The 19367-nt window shown below is 40.4% G+C and carries 13 protein-coding genes; 9 read left to right on the forward strand and 4 right to left on the reverse strand.

Annotated features, from left to right (window positions below; genetic code table 11):
• Positions 1 to 9: 9 nt before the first annotated feature.
• The 3 genes from GWI68_RS16920 to GWI68_RS16930 form a co-directional block, all read right to left on the reverse strand.
• Entirely contained in the window at positions 10 to 1119 is a 1110-nt protein-coding gene (locus tag GWI68_RS16920) for an AAA family ATPase (RefSeq protein WP_166541029.1), read from the reverse strand.
• A 25-nt stretch (positions 1120 to 1144) separates the two neighbouring features.
• A complete protein-coding gene (locus GWI68_RS16925) occupies positions 1145 to 4873 on the reverse strand; it encodes a DUF4132 domain-containing protein (RefSeq protein ID WP_166541030.1) in 3729 nt (1242 codons plus the stop codon).
• Between the two features lie 430 nt (positions 4874 to 5303).
• Positions 5304 to 6434 (reverse strand): multidrug effflux MFS transporter, encoded by a 1131-nt coding sequence (locus tag GWI68_RS16930; protein WP_166541031.1) that lies wholly within the window; start codon positions 6432 to 6434, stop codon positions 5304 to 5306.
• 101 nt (positions 6435 to 6535) lie between these two features.
• Between GWI68_RS16930 and GWI68_RS16935 the strand changes: the two genes are divergently transcribed.
• Positions 6536 to 7297 carry a helix-turn-helix transcriptional regulator gene (locus GWI68_RS16935; protein ID WP_109410015.1) on the forward strand — a complete coding sequence of 254 codons (762 nt, stop codon included), beginning with the start codon at positions 6536 to 6538 and terminating at the stop codon, positions 7295 to 7297.
• An 87-nt stretch (positions 7298 to 7384) separates the two neighbouring features.
• On the opposite strand, the gene GWI68_RS16940 is transcribed toward GWI68_RS16935, so the two are convergent.
• The gene (locus GWI68_RS16940) at positions 7385 to 8668 is read right to left on the reverse strand and encodes a citrate synthase (protein ID WP_166541032.1); all 1284 of its coding nucleotides are present in this window, start codon (positions 8666 to 8668) and stop codon (positions 7385 to 7387) included.
• A gap of 630 nt (positions 8669 to 9298) precedes the next feature.
• Between GWI68_RS16940 and sdhC the strand changes: the two genes are divergently transcribed.
• From sdhC to sucD, 8 genes are all read left to right on the forward strand, one after another.
• Complete coding sequence (sdhC, locus tag GWI68_RS16945; protein ID WP_162557032.1) at positions 9299 to 9679, forward strand: succinate dehydrogenase cytochrome b556 subunit; 381 nt, start codon at positions 9299 to 9301, stop codon at positions 9677 to 9679.
• Positions 9673 to 10017 carry a succinate dehydrogenase membrane anchor subunit gene (gene sdhD, locus GWI68_RS16950; protein ID WP_006537664.1) on the forward strand — a complete coding sequence of 115 codons (345 nt, stop codon included), beginning with the start codon at positions 9673 to 9675 and terminating at the stop codon, positions 10015 to 10017. Before sdhC ends, sdhD begins: the two co-directional genes overlap by 7 nt.
• Positions 10017 to 11783, forward strand: coding sequence for a succinate dehydrogenase flavoprotein subunit (sdhA, locus tag GWI68_RS16955; RefSeq protein WP_109410018.1), 1767 nt, complete (start codon positions 10017 to 10019; stop codon positions 11781 to 11783). Before sdhD ends, sdhA begins: the two co-directional genes overlap by 1 nt.
• Before the next feature lie 34 nt (positions 11784 to 11817).
• Positions 11818 to 12534, forward strand: coding sequence for a succinate dehydrogenase iron-sulfur subunit (locus GWI68_RS16960; protein ID WP_006537662.1), 717 nt, complete (start codon positions 11818 to 11820; stop codon positions 12532 to 12534).
• A gap of 243 nt (positions 12535 to 12777) precedes the next feature.
• On the forward strand, positions 12778 to 15582 hold the full coding sequence (gene sucA, locus GWI68_RS16965) for a 2-oxoglutarate dehydrogenase E1 component (protein WP_166541033.1): 2805 nt from the start codon (positions 12778 to 12780) through the stop codon (positions 15580 to 15582).
• Between the two features lie 13 nt (positions 15583 to 15595).
• Entirely contained in the window at positions 15596 to 16801 is a 1206-nt protein-coding gene (gene odhB / locus GWI68_RS16970) for a 2-oxoglutarate dehydrogenase complex dihydrolipoyllysine-residue succinyltransferase (RefSeq protein ID WP_109410020.1), read from the forward strand.
• A 161-nt stretch (positions 16802 to 16962) separates the two neighbouring features.
• Positions 16963 to 18129, forward strand: coding sequence for an ADP-forming succinate--CoA ligase subunit beta (sucC, locus tag GWI68_RS16975; RefSeq protein WP_072070203.1), 1167 nt, complete (start codon positions 16963 to 16965; stop codon positions 18127 to 18129).
• Complete coding sequence (gene sucD, locus GWI68_RS16980) at positions 18129 to 18998, forward strand: succinate--CoA ligase subunit alpha (RefSeq protein ID WP_072070202.1); 870 nt, start codon at positions 18129 to 18131, stop codon at positions 18996 to 18998. The genes sucC and sucD overlap by 1 nt, the downstream gene beginning before the upstream one ends.
• Positions 18999 to 19367: the final 369 nt, after the last annotated feature.

The following is a 19367-nucleotide window of genomic DNA, read 5'->3' on the forward strand; positions in this document are numbered from 1 at the left end:
CTCAGCGTGTTATTGCCAAAACTCTTTTGATGCATCAAAGAACGCTTTCCACTCTTTACTGTTTCTTGCGCGTTCTCTAGCTACATTGTCCATGTAATAACGAATACGTTTAATATCATCAGCATTATCTTTTAATACAACACCGATTAATTGGCGTGCAATCGCACCAGCATTCATTACGCCATCACCTAAATAATGTGCTTCTAAGGCACAAGCATAAGCAATGTTCACCGCTTCTGCGGTAGACATAACTGCATCAGGGGTTTTGATATTACCGCCATCTTGTGTATTACCTGAACGTAATTCTTGGAATGTGGTTACCAGTAATTCCACTACATCAACAGGTACCGTCACTTCATTAGCTAAAGAGCCTAATTCATTTTCTAGCTGTGATTGAATTAAGCTGATTTCAAATGCCGGATCACGAATGGGTTTTACCGTTTCGAAATTAAAACGACGTTTTAATGCGGCAGACATTTCGTGGACACCACGATCACGTAAGTTTGCTGTACCGATAAGGTTAAACCCAGGTTTTGCACTAATACGCGCACCATCACCCATTTCGGGGATCATTAACTGTTTTTCTGACATCAAAGAAACCAGTACATCCTGAATTTCAGGGGGACAACGGGTTATCTCTTCAAAGCGAACAATTTTACCTTGTAACATACCTTGATAAAGTGGCGATCCCACTAAAGCGCGCTCCGTTGGGCCTTCTGCTAATAACAACGCATAGTTCCATGAGTACTTGATGTGATCTTCTGTAGTGCCCGCAGTGCCTTGAATAGTTAATCCTGAATCACCGCTGATGGCGGCAGCAAAAAGCTCTGAGAGCATTGATTTTGCTGTACCTGGCTCACCAACTAGCATTAAACCTTGCTTGCCTAATAATGTGACAATTGCGCGATCAACCAAGGCATCGTCGCCGAAAAACTTAGGTGTGATACCTAATGCATCATCACCTAAAATAAATTGGCGTACAGCACGAGGAGAGCGAAGCCATCCTTGTGGTTTAGGATTATTTACATCTGCTTTTGTTAAACGCTCTAACTCTTGAGCAAATCGAACCTCAGCACTTTCCCTGATTGCTTGTTGTTCTGCGGGTGCTTTTTTAGCCATATTCTTTCCTAGTTATCCCTAATTATTACCAAGGTGTTTTCTTTTCCCATTCAGGATCGAATCCTGCACAAGCTTCAGCGATTTTTAGATAATCAGCATAGCTTTCAGCTAATAAAATTGGCGGAACTTCTTTTAGCTCAACATTATTGCGATCCCAGTAATCTTGCTGATTTTTCTCAAAACTTAAATCGAATAAGACGGCAGGAATGTTTTCCTCTGGCACATAGCTACCACTGAAACCGATGTTGACGTAGTAGTTTAAACTAGAGAAGAATTTGTAATAGTGGGAGAACGAGCCTCCATCTTCTGCTGGGCCACGCTGATAACCCATTTTGGTTAAAATACCGCGTAAAGTGAAGGTGTCAGTGATCCAGCCTTTTCGATCTTCAACTTCTGTTTGCGTTAGATCTAACTCTGGGATTTTATGTTCCATTTGTGAGAATAAAAACTTCACTTTGTAATCTTTAAAATGCGCGATCCATGCTTTACGTTCATCTTCATTAACTAATGCCGCGTGGGCTAATTGAATAAATGAATCGTTTTGTAAAGTGACTTCGTCATCTTCAAGGTTAAGTAATGCGCCATCATCAGAAGGGCGGAACGTATTGATCACTTCGCCATCTTTAACTTCCTGCCAAACTAATTGTTCGATTAATTTATGCATAATTGGGTGAGCTAAAATATATTCTTGCCAATCTGCACTTAACCATTGACGTTGAGCACACATAGCTTCATATAAACGCACACTTTGTAATTCAATAACTTGTTTAAGTTCTTTTTTACTTGAAGTGAAAAGTTTTTTTGCTTCTTTAATCAGCTCTGCATCATCATTTTTGCGCGCAGCAGGCAACGCTTTAACCTCTTTACCTTCTGGATTAAACAGAACAAGTTTTTGTTTGGCATCCATTTTTGCAGTGAAAATACGTTCACCATATTCCAGCACTAGTGTTCCAGTATCATCAAAACCTGCGGTTGGAATAGTTCTATCGGCTAATTCATCTGCACTCCAGCCATTACGCTCTGCGATTTGCGTAACTAAATTACGGGCTTTTTCCTGAACAGATGCAGTGCGATAGCGACGAGATAACGAAAGAAGAAGCTGGATGATAATAGGATCATTGCTTGAAGCAACCGCATCAATCATCGCTTCAATTTGAGCACGACGCTGATAATGATCGCGCATATAGTTGCGTAGTACAGATACCGCAACATGACCCTCAATACCACAGATAAGCGCAAGTATACCTTTATCACTGATTGCTGAGCCTAAATAACGACGTAATACCTCGTTTTTAATCTCTTCAACCACTTGTTCTAATGTGAAGTTTTCATATTTAGCATAATATTCAGGATAACGTTTAGCCCAGTTTTGATAATTACTTAAACGTCCCGGCGCTTCACGTTGCGCTTCTACCATGGCTTCTTCCAGTGATGGCCCTTTAATATCCTGAGCAACGAAGGTATGTAGAATAAAGCTAGAAAGTTTATGTTGGCTATCTGTAGAAAGCAGGCCGATATAACGTTGTAATAGCGCGTTGCCTCCTGGCATTTTTAATTTTACTGCCAGAATAATCCACCAACGAATAATCGCAGGATCAACCGCTTTCTTGTTTTCCCATGTTAATGCAGGGATTGCCTCAAAATTAAACCAAGCAAGACTTGCTGGTGCTTTGGCTTTAAGGCCTTTTTCAGCTTCTGCTAATAACGTTTTTGGCGATAAGTAGCTCGAAATGTCTTCACCTAATTGCTCTAATGCAGTGAGTAAAGAGGCTCGTACTACTTCGCGTTTCTCTTTTTTCAATAAGGTATTAAGCGCAGGTAAGGAATCCGGATTATTTAAGCGAGCTAGCCATTCAATGGCTGTAACACGGATCTCTTGTTTACTAGAGGTTAATCCTTCTTGTGCACTTAAATGAATATTAGGCAGTGTTTCTAATAACTTTTGTGCAGAAACGCGGTGTGTTTTGTTTTCACCTAATGCCAATTCCATGATGCGCGGAATAAATTGTGCAGGAATTGTTGGGAAACGACCTAATACTTCAATACCTTGTGATGTTTCAAATTGACGATAGCGATGTTCGCTTTGGTTTGGCATTAAGTTTAGAGCTTCAGCAATATAATCAGTATGCTGAGAGAAGAAAGGCCAAACTTGTTCTGGTTTACGAAAACGGCGTAAACCATCTTGATAAGATTCTAAGCATAGTGCCGCTGTGACACGGGCTGCGCGTTTGAAGCTACATCTTTCTAATACATTTTCAACTTGTCGTAATTCAATATCACTAAATAAACGCTCAGGAATATCACCATTAAAGTAGTGAGAGGAGAAGTGATCGGCATGTTGGCGGTTGTTAGTTATCACCCGCACAGCATGGAAGAATGTGTATTCTGGCAAATTAGGAATACGATTTTTGTGTTTAATAATTTGGATTTCATTCGACTGAATAGTGCCTTGCCCACTATTGAGTTTATCAACTAATGCACGACATTGTTTTTCATCAATCTTAGATAAATCTTTATAATGACGTTGTGCCCAATTATAAGAGTGCTTCGATGTTTTATTTTCTTCAATTTCGCATTCAGCATTTTCTTTCGCTTTAGCTAACATCTCATTGAAGTTATTGACCATAATATCACGGGCACTATCAGGTAATGGCGTATCTTCTAATGGTGTAAAATCAGGCGCTTCGATGGCATCAACGGTGTTTGCGTTATCAACAACGCTAAAACGTTGTAGGGCACTTTCAATGCTTTTGATGACTGCTTTTGAGGTTTCATGTTTTAACGCTTCTTCAAGCACATCACGGTTTTCACCTTGGCGAGCAAATAAATCAGCCGCTTGTGTACGTTGTTTTGGTGTACCATTCATTAAAACATGAGTTAAATTTTCTTTTACAATTTCAGCCGGTAAGGTATTCAAAATAGGTTCTGCGGCTTTTTTTACTGTTTTTAAACTGCTGGTGGCAAGTAAAACAATAATATCTGCAAAAGTATCGCGTAATATCGTATTTTTATTTAGATAGTTAATTAGCTCAACTAAACCATTTGCTGACAGTTTTTCGATTAATTCTGTTCTAATAAATTCTTGATGTGAAAGTAGATAATCTTTTAAATCATGAAGTTCATAAATACGTTTAAGATTAGAAGCATAATATTCAGAGATATCTTTTCTATCGAATACTGCAAATAATGCATTTTCGCCTGGAATATTGGCCTCTGCTTCGACCATATTAGCGATAAATTCCATACTCCAATGTTTACGATGCTCTAAATTAAGATTACGTGCATTATCATAAGTGGTGTAAAACGCATCAACTAACAGGTAAATAACCCAAGTTGGCACTTCAGTTGTTGTCACTTTGATATTGATATCTTGGCATGCAGCTGCAATGACTTTTGCATAACGAGCGGCTTGTTCTAAGGAAAAGCTTTCGCCAACTTTAGAGTAGAGCTTATGGCGGGCATTAAGACCTTGGGTGATAACTTTACTATATTTTCCTGTATCAACATTACTGGCATACCACCATTCTAATGTTCCTGCACGATGAAAATAAACGGCTGCTTTTGCTGCATCCAATTTATTTAATTCAAAAAGAATTTCAGGGTTTTTGCCTGTAAGTACATAATCTAATGCACGTTTAGGTAACCCTTCATCAAATATAGCAAGCAGTACAAGAGATTCTTGGAGATATTTCTCAGTAATATCGACGTCTTTTTTCCCAAAAATAGGGAAAATGTCTAAGATTTTTTTTATCACGCCAGTTCCTTAAGCTATGTATGGATAAACAGTTTTTTTTACCATGAAATAGCGAAACGAACAATTTGATTATCACTACTAGAAACGATGGCAAGATATATCATTTGTTAAATTTATAGATATAAACGCTAAAAAAGCTACCCTAGCTTTATTAATATTCAATTCTGCAATATATAAAACGCTATATCAGGAAAAAGTGCTGAAAATGAAGAAGTGATAATAAAGGCATTTTTTGAGGTATTTGAAAAATTTAAGAATTGTCTGTTTAACAAAATAAGCATTAACCCTTAGTTAAATTGATTGAGAATTAACAGCAAAAAACGAAACTTAATATTGCTAGAAATAATCCCGTACTTTTCATTTAGTACGGGATAAGAGAATCATCAATGAATAGCGTCTACCAAGGTAATATTAGTCAGTTTATTCCTTTTTATTTTGTCGTTTGACGAGAAAAAGAGAGTAGCAATGAACTTAGACTACAGATTAGTAAGGTGATTGCTAAGCTTTGTCCCCATCCTGCAAGTACAAGCCCACCACCAATTAATAGATAGTAGAACAAGCCTAATAATGCCCCCGCAGTACCTAAGCGATCTTTATACTGTACTAATGCTGTGGCTAAGATATTTGGAATAGCAATGCCATAAGCAATAACACTCGTCATCATCGGAATAATAAAGCTAATGTGGTCACGTAAAAAATAAACACCCACAGCACTGACTAATGCAATAAAACTCGCGAGTAAAACTAGTCTTCCACATGACCAATGATGATTTAATAATGCTTTATTAATATAAGAGCCAATACCGACACCTATTGCTAACACAATGCCACTATATCCAAAAGTGCTTGCGCTATAACCTTGTTTATCAAACATAAAAGGTGCTAACTGATAATAAGCAAAGAGGCTGATATTAAAAAAAACAATTAATAATACTGTTTTAGCAATTTGCTTATCTTTAAGCATTTTTATTGCAGTTTCCCCTAACGGCGCTGTTTTTACTGTTTCAGGACGGCTTTCAGGTAAAGAAAAAGTGCTCCATAACAGTAAAATCACAGCAAGAAAGGCTAGGCCACTAAATACACCTTGGTAGCCTGCATAACTCACTAATAATGAACCACTTAACATACCTATTGCTGGACTTAAGGCGATAGCCGCTCCCATAACTGAGAATACTTTTGCTAACTCATCACCATTATAGACATCACGCATAATGGTTTGTGTGCCGACCGAGCCTACCGCAGCACCAAAAGCGGAAAGCATGCGCAATCCAAGTAATACTGAAAAATCTTGTGTCATGAAAACACCAAGACAAGCAATAGCATAAATAAACAACCCAGCTAACATTGTCGGACGACGACCAATGACATCACATAACCGACCCCATATAATGACCCCCAATGCAAATGCAAAGAAATAGAGCGAAAGTGTTTGTCCAGCCTCGTTTGCACTGACATAAAAGCCGTTTGCAATATCAGTAAGTGCTGGGCTATAAATGGTTTCTGCAATTTGTGGAAACATCATTAACGCAATTGCTAACCATAAAGAGAGTTTTTTGTTCATCTTTTTATCCTACATCCTTAAATCTTGATGAACAGAATACAGAGATAATGAATGTCTTTTTATAAACATAAAGACATATTATTTTTCAAATAGGACAAGTGATGGCTTGGCTTAATCAATACGACCACTTTGTGCCAGAAGAGCATCTTGCATCAGTAGTGGGTATTGCAGCAGAAATGGGAAAGCACGATTCAGGATTTCATTCTCATGATAGAGGACAATTATTATTTACGCAGTCAGGATGTATGCGAATTACTTTAGCCTCTCGGGTTTCTGTTTTGCCTCCCATGAGAATTGCGTGGATACCTGCAAAATTGGAACATCGAGTCGAAATGTATGCCTCTGTGGGATATCGTTCTGTTTATATTTCCGATAAATATCATGATAAATTTCCAAGTGAGAGTGAGATATTTACGCTTTCTCCTCTTTTGCGAGAAATTCTTGAGCGTATTTCTGTGGCTGATTTTGATACGCAATGGGAAGAAGGGCGTTATGCGAATCTATTAGCTGTTTTCTTTGATGAAATCATGCAGGCTCAACGACAACCCAATCATTTATTTATGCCGAAAGATAGGCGATTAAAACGTTTATCGTTTGATGATTTACCTCCACCGTTACAAGAAATGGCGAAATATGTGGGAGCGAGTGAAAAAACGATCACGCGTTTATTTTATAAAGAAACAGGTTTAAGTTACCAACAATGGCGTCAACAGTGGCGATTAATGAAAGCCATTGAATTATTAGCTACTCATCATCGTTATATAGATATTAGTCAGATATTAGGATTTGCTAGTGACAGTGCCTTTATTACATTTTTTAAGAAAATGACAGGGCAGACGCCACAAGAATATTTAAAAAGCTGATTAACTTTTAGTCGCTAATAGTAGCTAAAATTATAAAGCCCCGATTTAAAACGGGGCTTATCAAGATAAATAATTAATAGAACTCAATTATTTCTTTTTAATTTCACTTTTAAAATCGCGCTCATTATAACCAGTATAAAGCTGACGAGGACGCGCAATTTTCAGACCATCTTCGTGCATTTCATTCCAGTGAGCAATCCAGCCAATTGTACGTGCAATCGCAAAAATAACAGTAAACATATTGGATGGAATACCTAACGCTTTAAGGATAATACCAGAGTAGAAATCTACGTTAGGGTACAGTTTTTTCTCAATAAAGTACGGGTCGTTTAATGCGATGCGTTCTAATTCCATTGCCACTTCAAGTAGGCTGTCATTGAGGTTTAATTCTTTTAACACTTCATGACAAGTTTCACGCATAACTGTTGCACGAGGATCGTAGTTCTTGTAAACACGGTGACCAAAGCCCATTAAACGGAAGGAGTCATTTTTGTCTTTTGCTCGTTTAATGAATTCAGGAATGTGTTCAACTGTTTTGATCTCTTCCAGCATTCGTAAACACGCTTCGTTCGCACCGCCATGAGCGGGTCCCCAAAGTGACGCGATACCCGCAGCAATACAGGCAAATGGATTTGCACCTGAAGAGCCTGCTGTACGTACTGTAGATGTTGACGCATTTTGTTCGTGATCAGCATGAAGGATGAAAATTCTATCCATAGCACGCTCAAGTACTGGATTGATGACATACTCTTCGCATGGTGTTGCAAACATCATATGCAAGAAGTTACCCGCATAAGATAGGTCATTTTTTGGATACACAAAAGGTTGACCAATTGAGTATTTGTAACACATTGCTGCCACGGTTGGCATTTTGGATAACAGGCGATAAGCCGTGATATCGCGGTGAACCGGATTACTGACATCCAATGCATCATGATAGAACGCAGCTAAGGCCCCTGTTACACCACACAATACAGCCATTGGGTGAGAGTCACGGCGGAAACCATTGAACAGACGGGTGATTTGTTCATGGATCATGGTGTGACGAGTGACAGTCGTTTTAAAATTGTCGTATTGCTCTTGGGTCGGAGCTTCACCGTACAGCAGGATATAACAAACTTCCAAGTATGTTGATTCAGTCGCTAATTGCCCGATAGGGAAACCACGGTGAAGTAAGATACCGTTATCACCATCAATAAAAGTGATTTTTGACTCACAAGAGGCGGTTGAGGTAAAGCCGGGATCATAGGTGTAATAACCTTTGGAGCCGAGAGTACGAATATCAATAACTTTGGAACCGAGTGTAGGGGATAAAACGTCCAAGTCTACAGATGTTTCATCAATCGTTAGCTTAGCTTTGTTATCAGCCATTTATAATCTCCTTAGCGCTTATATGTCTCCTAACAAAGTCGAGGGTATCTCCATAAAGAATAAAGATGCACTTCGATAGTGAAACTATAGTTGATGTAAGGTACCCAGTCGGGTTTTATTTTATGCCCGTCATATCTGGGTCTATAGTGTGTCACTTATGTTAAGGAGCTTTTGATGTTATGTTTTTTTAGGTGCTTTTTTATGCAATGCACTTAGAATTAGTACTGACAACACTTTTACATAAGTTTGAGGTTTCTGGAAGCGTGTTTGCGCACAAAAAAAACATAAACATTAAAATTATGTGGTAAATGTAATAAAAATGTTGTGCGTGTGTCAAAAATGATAATCATTTTTGCATCGGATATATTAAATAGTGATCCCTCTCACTGTTCGAGGCAAATGTCCAGCACACAAGTTGTGTGGTAATTGTAATAAGTTTGTGAACCACTTATACTGCGCGCAGGTCTCCGGAACCTTTGTTGTATGGAGAACCAGCGTAACGAATCCACAATTTTTGTAAAATAGACGGATTTAACATTTTACTTAAAATGTGCCTTTGTACCCCATTCGCTGTTTGATTTCCATCCAGGTCCGGAGGAAGGAAAAATTATAAAAGCTGTGTGGGCATAAATTGTGAAAAAACAAAGACCTGTCAATCTGGATTTACAGACGATACAGTTTCCACTCCCTGCTATCGCATCGATCTTGCATCGTGTCTCTGGGGTTATCATGTTAGTCGCAGTTGGCATCTTACTGTGGTTACTTGGCACCTCTCTCTCCTCTCCTGAAGGTTTTCAGCAAGCTGCTGAAATAATGACTGGCTTCTTCGCAAAATTTATTTTGTGGGGCATCCTAACGGCATTGGCATACCATATTTGTGGTGGTATTCGTCACATGTTAATGGACTTCGGCTTTATTGATGAAACCTTGGTTGTAGGTCGCAATTCAGCGGCTGCATCTATGGTTATTACAGTAATTTTATCAATATTGGCGGGGGTATTAGTATGGTAAGTAATTCTTCTACTTTAGGTCGTACTGGCATACAGGATTGGTTATTTCTGCGTGCCTCAGCCATCATCATCGTTTTATATGTTCTTTATCTTGTGGGTTTTATTGCAACCACAGAAATTACCTATGAAGTATGGCGAGGGTTCTTTAGCTCATCCCTAACCAAAGTGTTCACCATCTTGACGTTGCTTTCTATTCTTATCCACGCGTGGATAGGCATGTGGCAAGTGTTAACGGACTATATTAAACCGCTGGCATTACGCCTGACTTTACAACTGATTATTGTTGTTGCGCTGTTGGTTTATCTTATTTATGGAACAATTGTGGTGTGGGGTGTGTAATGAATCTGCCAGTAAGAGAGTTTGATGCCGTTGTTATTGGTGCTGGTGGCGCGGGTATGCGTGCTGCTTTACAGATTTCCCAAATGGGTTTGTCTTGCGCACTAATTTCTAAAGTTTTTCCTACTCGTTCTCATACTGTTTCAGCTCAAGGCGGTATTACTGTTGCGTTAGGTAATACTCATGAGGATAACTGGGAATGGCACATGTACGATACAGTAAAAGGTTCCGACTATATCGGTGACCAAGATGCAATCGAATATATGTGTAAAACTGGCCCTGAAGCAATTTTAGAGCTGGAACATATGGGGCTTCCATTTTCTCGCTTAGATGATGGCCGTATTTATCAACGTCCGTTTGGTGGTCAGTCTAAGAACTTCGGTGGCGAACAAGCTGCGCGTACTGCAGCCGCTGCTGACCGTACTGGGCACGCATTGTTGCATACCCTGTATCAGCAAAATTTAAAAAATCACACAACTATCTTTTCAGAGTGGTATTCACTGGATCTCGTGAAAAACCAAGATGGTGATATTGTTGGGTGTACTGCAATTTGCATCGAAACGGGTGAAGTCGTTTATTTCAAAGCTAATGCCACTATTTTAGCCACAGGTGGTGCGGGCCGTATTTATCAATCTACCACAAATGCACATATCAACACTGGTGATGGTGTTGGCATGGCGGTTCGTGCAGGTGTTCCACTGCAAGATATGGAAATGTGGCAATTCCACCCAACCGGTATTGCGGGTGCGGGTGTGTTAGTGACCGAAGGTTGTCGTGGTGAAGGCGGATATCTGTTGAATAAAGACGGTGAACGCTTTATGGAACGTTATGCACCAAACGCTAAAGACCTTGCTGGTCGTGACGTAGTGGCTCGTTCTATCATGATTGAAATTCGTGAAGGCCGTGGTTGTGATGGTCCTTGGGGTCCTCATGCGAAATTGAAACTCGACCATCTTGGTAAAGAAGTCCTTGAATCACGTTTACCGGGTATTCTTGATCTGTCTCGTACATTCGCACACGTTGATCCTATCAAAGAGCCAATTCCGGTTATTCCTACTTGCCACTATATGATGGGTGGTATTCCAACAAAAGTGACAGGCCAAGCCATTCGTGTAAATGAGAAGGGCGAAGATGTTGTTATTCCTGGACTGTTTGCTGTCGGTGAAATTGCCTGTGTATCTGTTCATGGCGCCAACCGTTTAGGTGGTAACTCACTGTTAGACCTCGTTGTATTTGGTCGTTCAGCAGGGGTTCACTTAAAAGAATCTCTGATGGAACAAGGCACGATGCGTGATGCAAGCGAGTCGGATGTTGAAGCAGCATTAACACGTTTAAATCGCTGGGAAAACAATCGTTCTGGTGAAGATCCTGTTGAGATCCGTAAAGCACTGCAATCTTGTATGCAACATAACTTCTCAGTATTCCGTGAAGGCGATGCAATGGCAAAAGGCTTAGAAGAACTAAAAGTTATTCGTGAGCGCTTACAAAATGCCCGACTGGATGATAATTCAAGCGAGTTTAATACTCAGCGTATTGAATGCTTAGAATTAGATAACCTGATGGAAACAGCTTATGCCACTGCAGTATCTGCAAACTTCCGTACAGAAAGTCGTGGTGCTCATAGCCGTTTCGATTTCCCAGAGCGTGATGATGCGAACTGGTTATGCCATACATTATATCAACCGCAAACCGAAACAATGACACGCCGTGAAGTCAATATGCAGCCAAAACTGCGTGAAGCCTTCCCACCAAAAGTGCGTACATATTAATTAGCGGTGTTATTGAAGTTGCGGAGACTTAAATATGAAACTTGAATTTTCGATTTATCGTTACAATCCCGACGTTGATAATGCGCCGCATATGCAAGATTACACCCTCGAAGTTCCTGAAGGGCGTGACATGATGCTGTTGGATGCATTAATTCAATTAAAGGAAAAAGATCCTACCTTATCGTTCCGTCGTTCTTGTCGTGAAGGTGTTTGCGGCTCTGATGGCGTGAACATGAATGGTAAAAATGGTTTGGCTTGTATCACACCTATTTCATCTTTACAGAAAGGAAGTAAGAAAATTGTGATCAGACCGTTACCCGGTTTACCAGTAATTCGTGATTTAATAGTGGATATGACTCAGTTCTATACACAGTATGAGAAAATTCGTCCGTATTTAATTAATAATGGAAAAAATCCTCCTGCTCGTGAGAACTTACAGTCACCAGAACAACGTGAAAAGCTTGATGGACTTTACGATTGTATCCTTTGTGCTTGTTGTTCAACCTCTTGCCCGTCATTCTGGTGGAATCCAGATAAGTTTATCGGGCCAGCTGGATTGTTAGCTGCATATCGTTTCTTGATTGATAGTCGTGATACAGAAACAGAATCTCGCCTTGATGATCTTAACGATGCGTTCAGCGTATTCCGTTGTCATGGCATTATGAACTGTGTCAGCGTATGTCCTAAAGGACTCAATCCAACAAAAGCAATTGGCCATATTAAGTCGATGTTGTTAAAACGTAGTGCATAAAATAATAACCGCCCTAAAATAGTTAGGGCGGTTAATGGAAAAACTAAGTTAGACGTTTGCGGTAAATAGTAAGGCACCTTTAAACACTGTTAGACAGTGCTTAAAGGTTCCTTGAGAGCTAAAGCTCCATATTTAAAGAACCTGCGAGATAGCGGGTCATGAGAGAACCTTGCAATCGACACCGTTTAATCACGGTATTAGTTATCCACGGCGAACTAAAGCTGTATAGCTTAAGGGATCATAATGCAGAACGGCGCAATGAAGGACTGGCTAGAATCAACATTTCTAGCAGGAGAGAATCAGTCTTACATAGAAGATATCTATGAAGATTACCTAACTGACCCCAACTCTGTTGACGAAAGTTGGAGAGAGATTTTTCAACAACTGCCCGCAAGTCAAGGCATAGAGCAGTCGCATTCTCAGACCCGCGACTACTTCAGACGCCTCGCAAAAGAATCCACTCGATACCATACCTCGGTAAGCGATCCGGCAACGGACTCAAAACAAGTCAAAGTTTTGCAGCTCATCAATGCCTTTCGTTTCCGTGGCCATCAAAATGCGAACCTCGACCCACTTGGTTTATGGAAACAAGAATCTGTTCCAGATTTAGATCCTGCTTTCCATAATCTGACTAAAGAAGATTTTGAAGAAACTTTCAATGTTGGTTCTTTTGCCATCGGCAAAGAAACCATGAAATTAAGTGATTTATACGAAGCCCTGAAACGCATTTATTGTGGTTCAATCGGTGCTGAATATATGCATATCACTAACACTGAAGAGAAACGTTGGATCCAACAACGTTTAGAATCAGTTAATGTTGCAGACCAATTTACAAAAGAAGAAAAATTACGCTTCCTGACAGAGCTAACAGCTGCTGAAGGCTTAGAACGCTATTTAGGTGCGAAATTCCCAGGTGCGAAACGCTTCTCTTTAGAAGGTGGTGATGCACTAGTACCTATGTTAAAAGATTTAATCCGTCATGCTGGTAAACAAGATACTCGTGAAGTGGTTCTTGGTATGGCGCACCGCGGACGTTTAAACGTTTTGGTTAATATCCTCGGTAAAAAACCTGCTGATTTATTTGATGAATTTGCGGGGATCCATAAAGAGCATTTGGGAACTGGTGACGTTAAATATCACCAAGGTTTCTCATCCGATTTTGCAACTGAAGGGGCTCAAGTTCACTTAGCATTAGCCTTTAACCCTTCTCACTTAGAGATTGTTAGCCCAGTTGTTATCGGTTCTGTTCGTGCTCGTCGAGATCGTTTAGATGAAGCGCGTAGTAATATGGTTCTTCCTATTACAATCCATGGTGATGCTGCGGTAACTGGTCAAGGTGTTGTTCAAGAAACCTTGAATATGTCCCAAGCGCGTGGTTATGAAGTTGGCGGTACAGTTCGTATTGTTATCAATAACCAAGTTGGTTTCACCACGTCAAATCCAAAAGATGCTCGTTCAACACAATACTGTACTGATATTGTGAAAATGGTTCAGGCACCAATTTTCCACGTTAATGCTGATGATCCAGAAGCGGTTGCGTTTGTGACTCGCCTTGCGTTGGATTTCCGTAATACTTTTAAACGTGACGTAATGATTGATTTGGTGTGTTATCGCCGTCATGGCCATAACGAAGCGGATGAGCCAAATGCGACTCAGCCTCTGATGTATCAAAAAATCAAGAAACACCCAACACCACGTAAAATTTACGCAGATAAACTGGTTGCTCAATCACTGCTTGATGCCAATGATGTGACTGAACTGGTTAATCTCTATCGTGATGCACTGGATCGTGGTGATTGTGTCGTTGAAGAATACCGCCCAATGGGGCTGCATTCTTACACATGGGAGCCGTATTTAAATCACGAATGGAATGAAGAGTATCCACATAAAGTAGAGAAAACACGTTTACAAGATTTAGCACGCCGTGTGAGTACTGTTCCATCAGAAATCGTCATGCAATCTCGTGTTGAGAAAATTTATGCTGACCGTGCTGTCATGGCAGAAGGTGAAAAACTACTCGACTGGGGTGCTGCGGAAACATTAGCGTATGCGACTTTAGTTGACCAAGGGATCACAATTCGCCTTTCTGGTGAAGATGCTGGTCGTGGTACATTCTTCCACCGTCACGCCGTTGTTCATAATCAAACTAATGGTTCTGTTTATGTTCCATTGGCTAATATTCATAATGCTCAAGGGCAATTTAATGTCTGGGACTCTGTATTAACAGAAGAAGCTGTTCTTGCATTTGAATATGGTTATGCCACAACAGAACCTCGTGATTTAACAATTTGGGAAGCACAATTTGGTGACTTCGCAAACGTTGCTCAAGTTGTTATAGACCAATTTATTAGTTCAGGTGAGCAAAAATGGGGTCGTATGTGTGGTTTAGTGATGCTGCTACCACACGGTTATGAAGGCCAAGGCCCTGAACACTCCTCTGCACGTTTAGAACGTTATCTGCAACTGTGTGCAGAGCAAAATATGCAGGTTTGTGTGCCATCAACACCAGCTCAGGTTTACCATATGTTACGCCGTCAAGCGTTACGTGGTATGCGTCGCCCACTTATCGTAATGTCACCAAAATCACTGTTACGTCACCCATTAGCGGTTTCTGCATTGGATGAGTTAGCCAACGGTAAATTCTTACCTGTAATTGGTGAAATGGATGATTTAAAACCGGCTGATGTAAAACGTGTTGTGATGTGCTCAGGTAAGGTTTACTACGATTTATTAGAACAACGTCGTGCTAATGAGCAAAACAACGTTGCCATTATTCGTATTGAACAACTGTATCCATTCCCACACGAAAATATTGCGCAAATTCTGGCATCTTACTCCCATGTGAAAGATTTCGTTTGGTGTCAAGAAGAGCCTTTAAATCAGGGGGCTTGGTATTGCAGCCAGCATAATTTCCGTGATGCGATCCCTACGGGCGCAACATTACGTTATGCAGGACGTCCGGCATCAGCCTCTCCAGCAGTCGGTTATACCTCTGTTCATCAGGAGCAACAAAAAGCTCTGGTTGAAGACGCACTGAAAGTTGAATAAATAAGGATAGAAAATGAGTAGTGTAGACATTCTAGTACCGGATCTCCCTGAATCAGTTGCTGACGCATCGGTCGCAACTTGGCATAAAAAACCTGGTGATAGCATTCAACGCGATGAAGTGCTGGTTGAAATCGAAACAGATAAAGTTGTTTTAGAAGTTCCTGCAAGTGAAGCGGGCGTATTAGAAAGTATTCTTGAAGATGAAGGCGCTACCGTTGGTTCACGCCAATTACTTGGCCGCATTCGTTTAGGTGATAGCACCGGTATTCCTGCTGATGTGAAACCAGCTCAAGATAGTACACCAGCACAACGTCAAAGTGCTGATATTGCTGAAAAAGGTAATAACGATGCATTAAGTCCAACAGCACGTCGTTTAGTTGCAGAGCACGATGTTAATCCTGCTGATGTGAAAGGCAGTGGTGTAGGTGGTCGTTTAACTCGCCAAGATATCGAAGGTCATGTTGCAAATAAAACTGCAACGAAACCTGTTGAAGAAGCGCCTCAAGCGCTGTTATCTCATCGTAGCGAAAAACGTGTTCCAATGACACGTTTACGCAAACGTGTTGCAGAACGTTTATTAGAAGCGAAAAACACTACTGCAATGTTGACAACGTTTAACGAAATCAACATGCAACCAATCAAAGATTTACGTGCTCAATATGGCGAAGCTTTCGAAAAACGCCACGGTGTCCGTTTAGGCTTTATGTCTTTCTATATTAAAGCGGTTGTTGAAGCACTGAAACGCTACCCAGAAGTGAATGCTTCTATTGATGGCACTGATGTGGTTTATCACAACTATTTCGATATCAGTATTGCGGTATCAACACCTCGTGGTCTGGTAACACCAGTATTACGTGATGCGGATGCAATGAGCATGGCGGATATTGAGAAAAACATTAAAGCATTAGCAGTAAAAGGCCGTGATGGTAAGTTAACCGTTGAAGACTTAACGGGTGGTAACTTTACTATTACAAATGGTGGTGTTTTCGGTTCATTAATGTCAACGCCTATTATCAACCCACCACAAAGTGCCATTTTAGGGATGCATGCTATTAAAGATCGCCCAATGGCCGTTGATGGTCAGGTTGTTATTCTACCAATGATGTATCTGGCTCTGTCTTATGACCACCGCTTAATTGACGGTCGTGAGTCTGTCGGTTTCTTAGTAACCGTCAAAGAGATGCTAGAAGATCCAGCCCGTTTATTACTTGATGTATAGGTAATAAATATCGCTTCTAGGCAGGAGATGCTCCTCCTGCCTACTTAGCAACAGACACAAGCATCAAAGAAGTACAGTGTGTTCGTGAAGTCAGATTTCTCTGGCTTATAGTCAAAAAAATAAGAAAGCCCGACTTTCAACAAGATTATGGATAGAACATCATGAATTTACACGAGTATCAGGCAAAACAGCTTTTCACACGGTATGGATTACCAGCACCTGCTGGTTTCGCCTGCTCCACGCCGCGCGAGGCAGAAGAAGCTGCATCAAAAATCGGTCAAGGCCCTTGGGTCGTGAAATGTCAGGTTCACGCGGGTGGACGTGGTAAAGCGGGCGGCGTAAAAGTCGTTAAATCTAAAGAAGAGATCCGCGCATTTGCTGAACAATGGTTAGGCAAACGTTTAGTGACTTATCAAACAGACGCTAACGGTCAACCTGTTACACAGATTTTGGTTGAAGCTGCAACTGATATCGCTAAAGAGCTTTATCTTGGTGCGGTTATTGACCGTGGTACCCGTCGCGTTGTCTTTATGGCTTCAACTGAAGGCGGCGTAGAAATTGAAAAAGTGGCGGAAGAAACGCCAGAACTTATTCATCGCGCAATTATTGATCCACTGACAGGCCCTATGCCTTATCAGGGAAGAGAACTTGCTTTTAAACTAGGTTTAAAAGGCAAGCAAGTCAGCCAATTTGCTAAGATCTTTATGGGATTAGCTACTATTTTCTTAGAGCGCGATCTTGCGCTAATTGAAATTAACCCTCTGGTTATCACAAAAGAAGATGATCTGATTTGTCTTGATGGTAAATTAGGCGTAGATAGCAATGCATTATATCGCCAGCCTGAAATGCGTGAACTGCATGATCCATCGCAAGAAGATCCGCGAGAAGCGCAAGCTGCGCAGTGGGAACTGAACTATGTTGCATTAGATGGCAACATTGGATGTATGGTCAATGGTGCTGGTTTAGCAATGGGTACTATGGATATTGTTAAACTTCACGGTGGCGAACCCGCTAACTTCCTCGATGTAGGTGGTGGTGCAACAAAAGAGCGTGTAACAGAAGCATTTAAAATTATTTTGTCTGATGAAAATGTCAGTGCTGTATTAGTCAACATTTTCGGCGGTATTGTTCGTTGTGACTTAATCGCAGACGGTATTATTGGCGCAGTTGAAGAAGTTGGCGTTAATGTTCCTGTGGTTGTTCGTCTTGAAGGAAACAATGCAGAGTTAGGCACCAAAAAATTAGCAGATAGTGGATTAAATATTATCGCAGCTAAAAGCTTAACTGATGCCGCGAAACAAGTTGTTGCAGCAGCGGAGGCAAAATAATGTCTATTTTAATTGATAAAAACACCAAAGTAATTTGCCAAGGTTTTACTGGTAGCCAAGGAACATTCCACTCTGAGCAAGCAATTGCTTATGGTACACAAATGGTTGGTGGTGTTACGCCGGGTAAAGGTGGTACTACGCACTTAGGACTTCCTGTATTTAATACTGTACGCGAAGCTGTTGAGGCAACAGGTGCAACTGCGACAGTTATTTATGTACCTGCACCATTTTGTAAAGATTCAATCTTAGAAGCGATTGAGGCGGGCATCAAACTCATCATTACTATTACAGAAGGCATTCCTACGTTGGATATGCTAACAGTAAAAGTAAAATTAGATGAAGCGGGTGTACGCATGATTGGCCCTAACTGTCCGGGTGTTATCACTCCAGGTGAATGTAAGATTGGCATTATGCCTGGTCATATTCACTTACCGGGCAAAGTAGGTATTGTATCTCGTTCAGGTACATTAACTTATGAAGCAGTTAAACAGACAACAGATGTTGGCTTAGGTCAATCAACGTGTGTTGGGATTGGTGGTGACCCAATTCCGGGTTCTAACTTTATTGATATTCTGAAGCTATTCCAAGAAGATCCACAAACAGAAGCAATTGTGATGATCGGTGAGATTGGTGGTACAGCAGAAGAAGAAGCAGCCGCTTATATCAAAGATCATGTGACTAAACCGGTTGTAGGTTACATTGCCGGTGTGACTGCCCCTAAAGGTAAACGTATGGGACATGCGGGAGCTATTATTGCGGGTGGTAAAGGCACAGCAGATGAGAAATTTGCTGCTCTTGAAGCTGCGGGTGTTAAAACTGTGCGTAGCTTGGCCGATATTGGCGAAGCTATTAAATCAATGATCAAGTAAGTAACAATACTGTTAATAATTTCAGGTTGATACTATCTTAAATGCCAGTTTCTTAATAGGAGCTGGCATTTTTATATCTAGCTTCATTTAAATATTAATGTCTATATCAAGTATTGTGATTAACACATTAAACATCTATATGAATTAATTGTAATTACTTGTTTTTAATTGATTTTTTTAAATATTGATCTCTATGCAAAATCGCTCTTTTTTCTTTTTATAAGCTTTTTACATAAAATGAAAATAACGATAAATACTGTTTGTATCCATTCTTTGTTATTAAAAATAACATTTTAAATACATGTTTTTAGATGAAAAACGGACTAACAAAAAAGTAAGTAGTTATTTTATGTTGTGATCATCATACCT

The sequence above is a fragment of the Proteus sp. G2669 genome (assembly GCF_009915245.1).
Lineage (GTDB): Bacteria > Pseudomonadota > Gammaproteobacteria > Enterobacterales > Enterobacteriaceae > Proteus.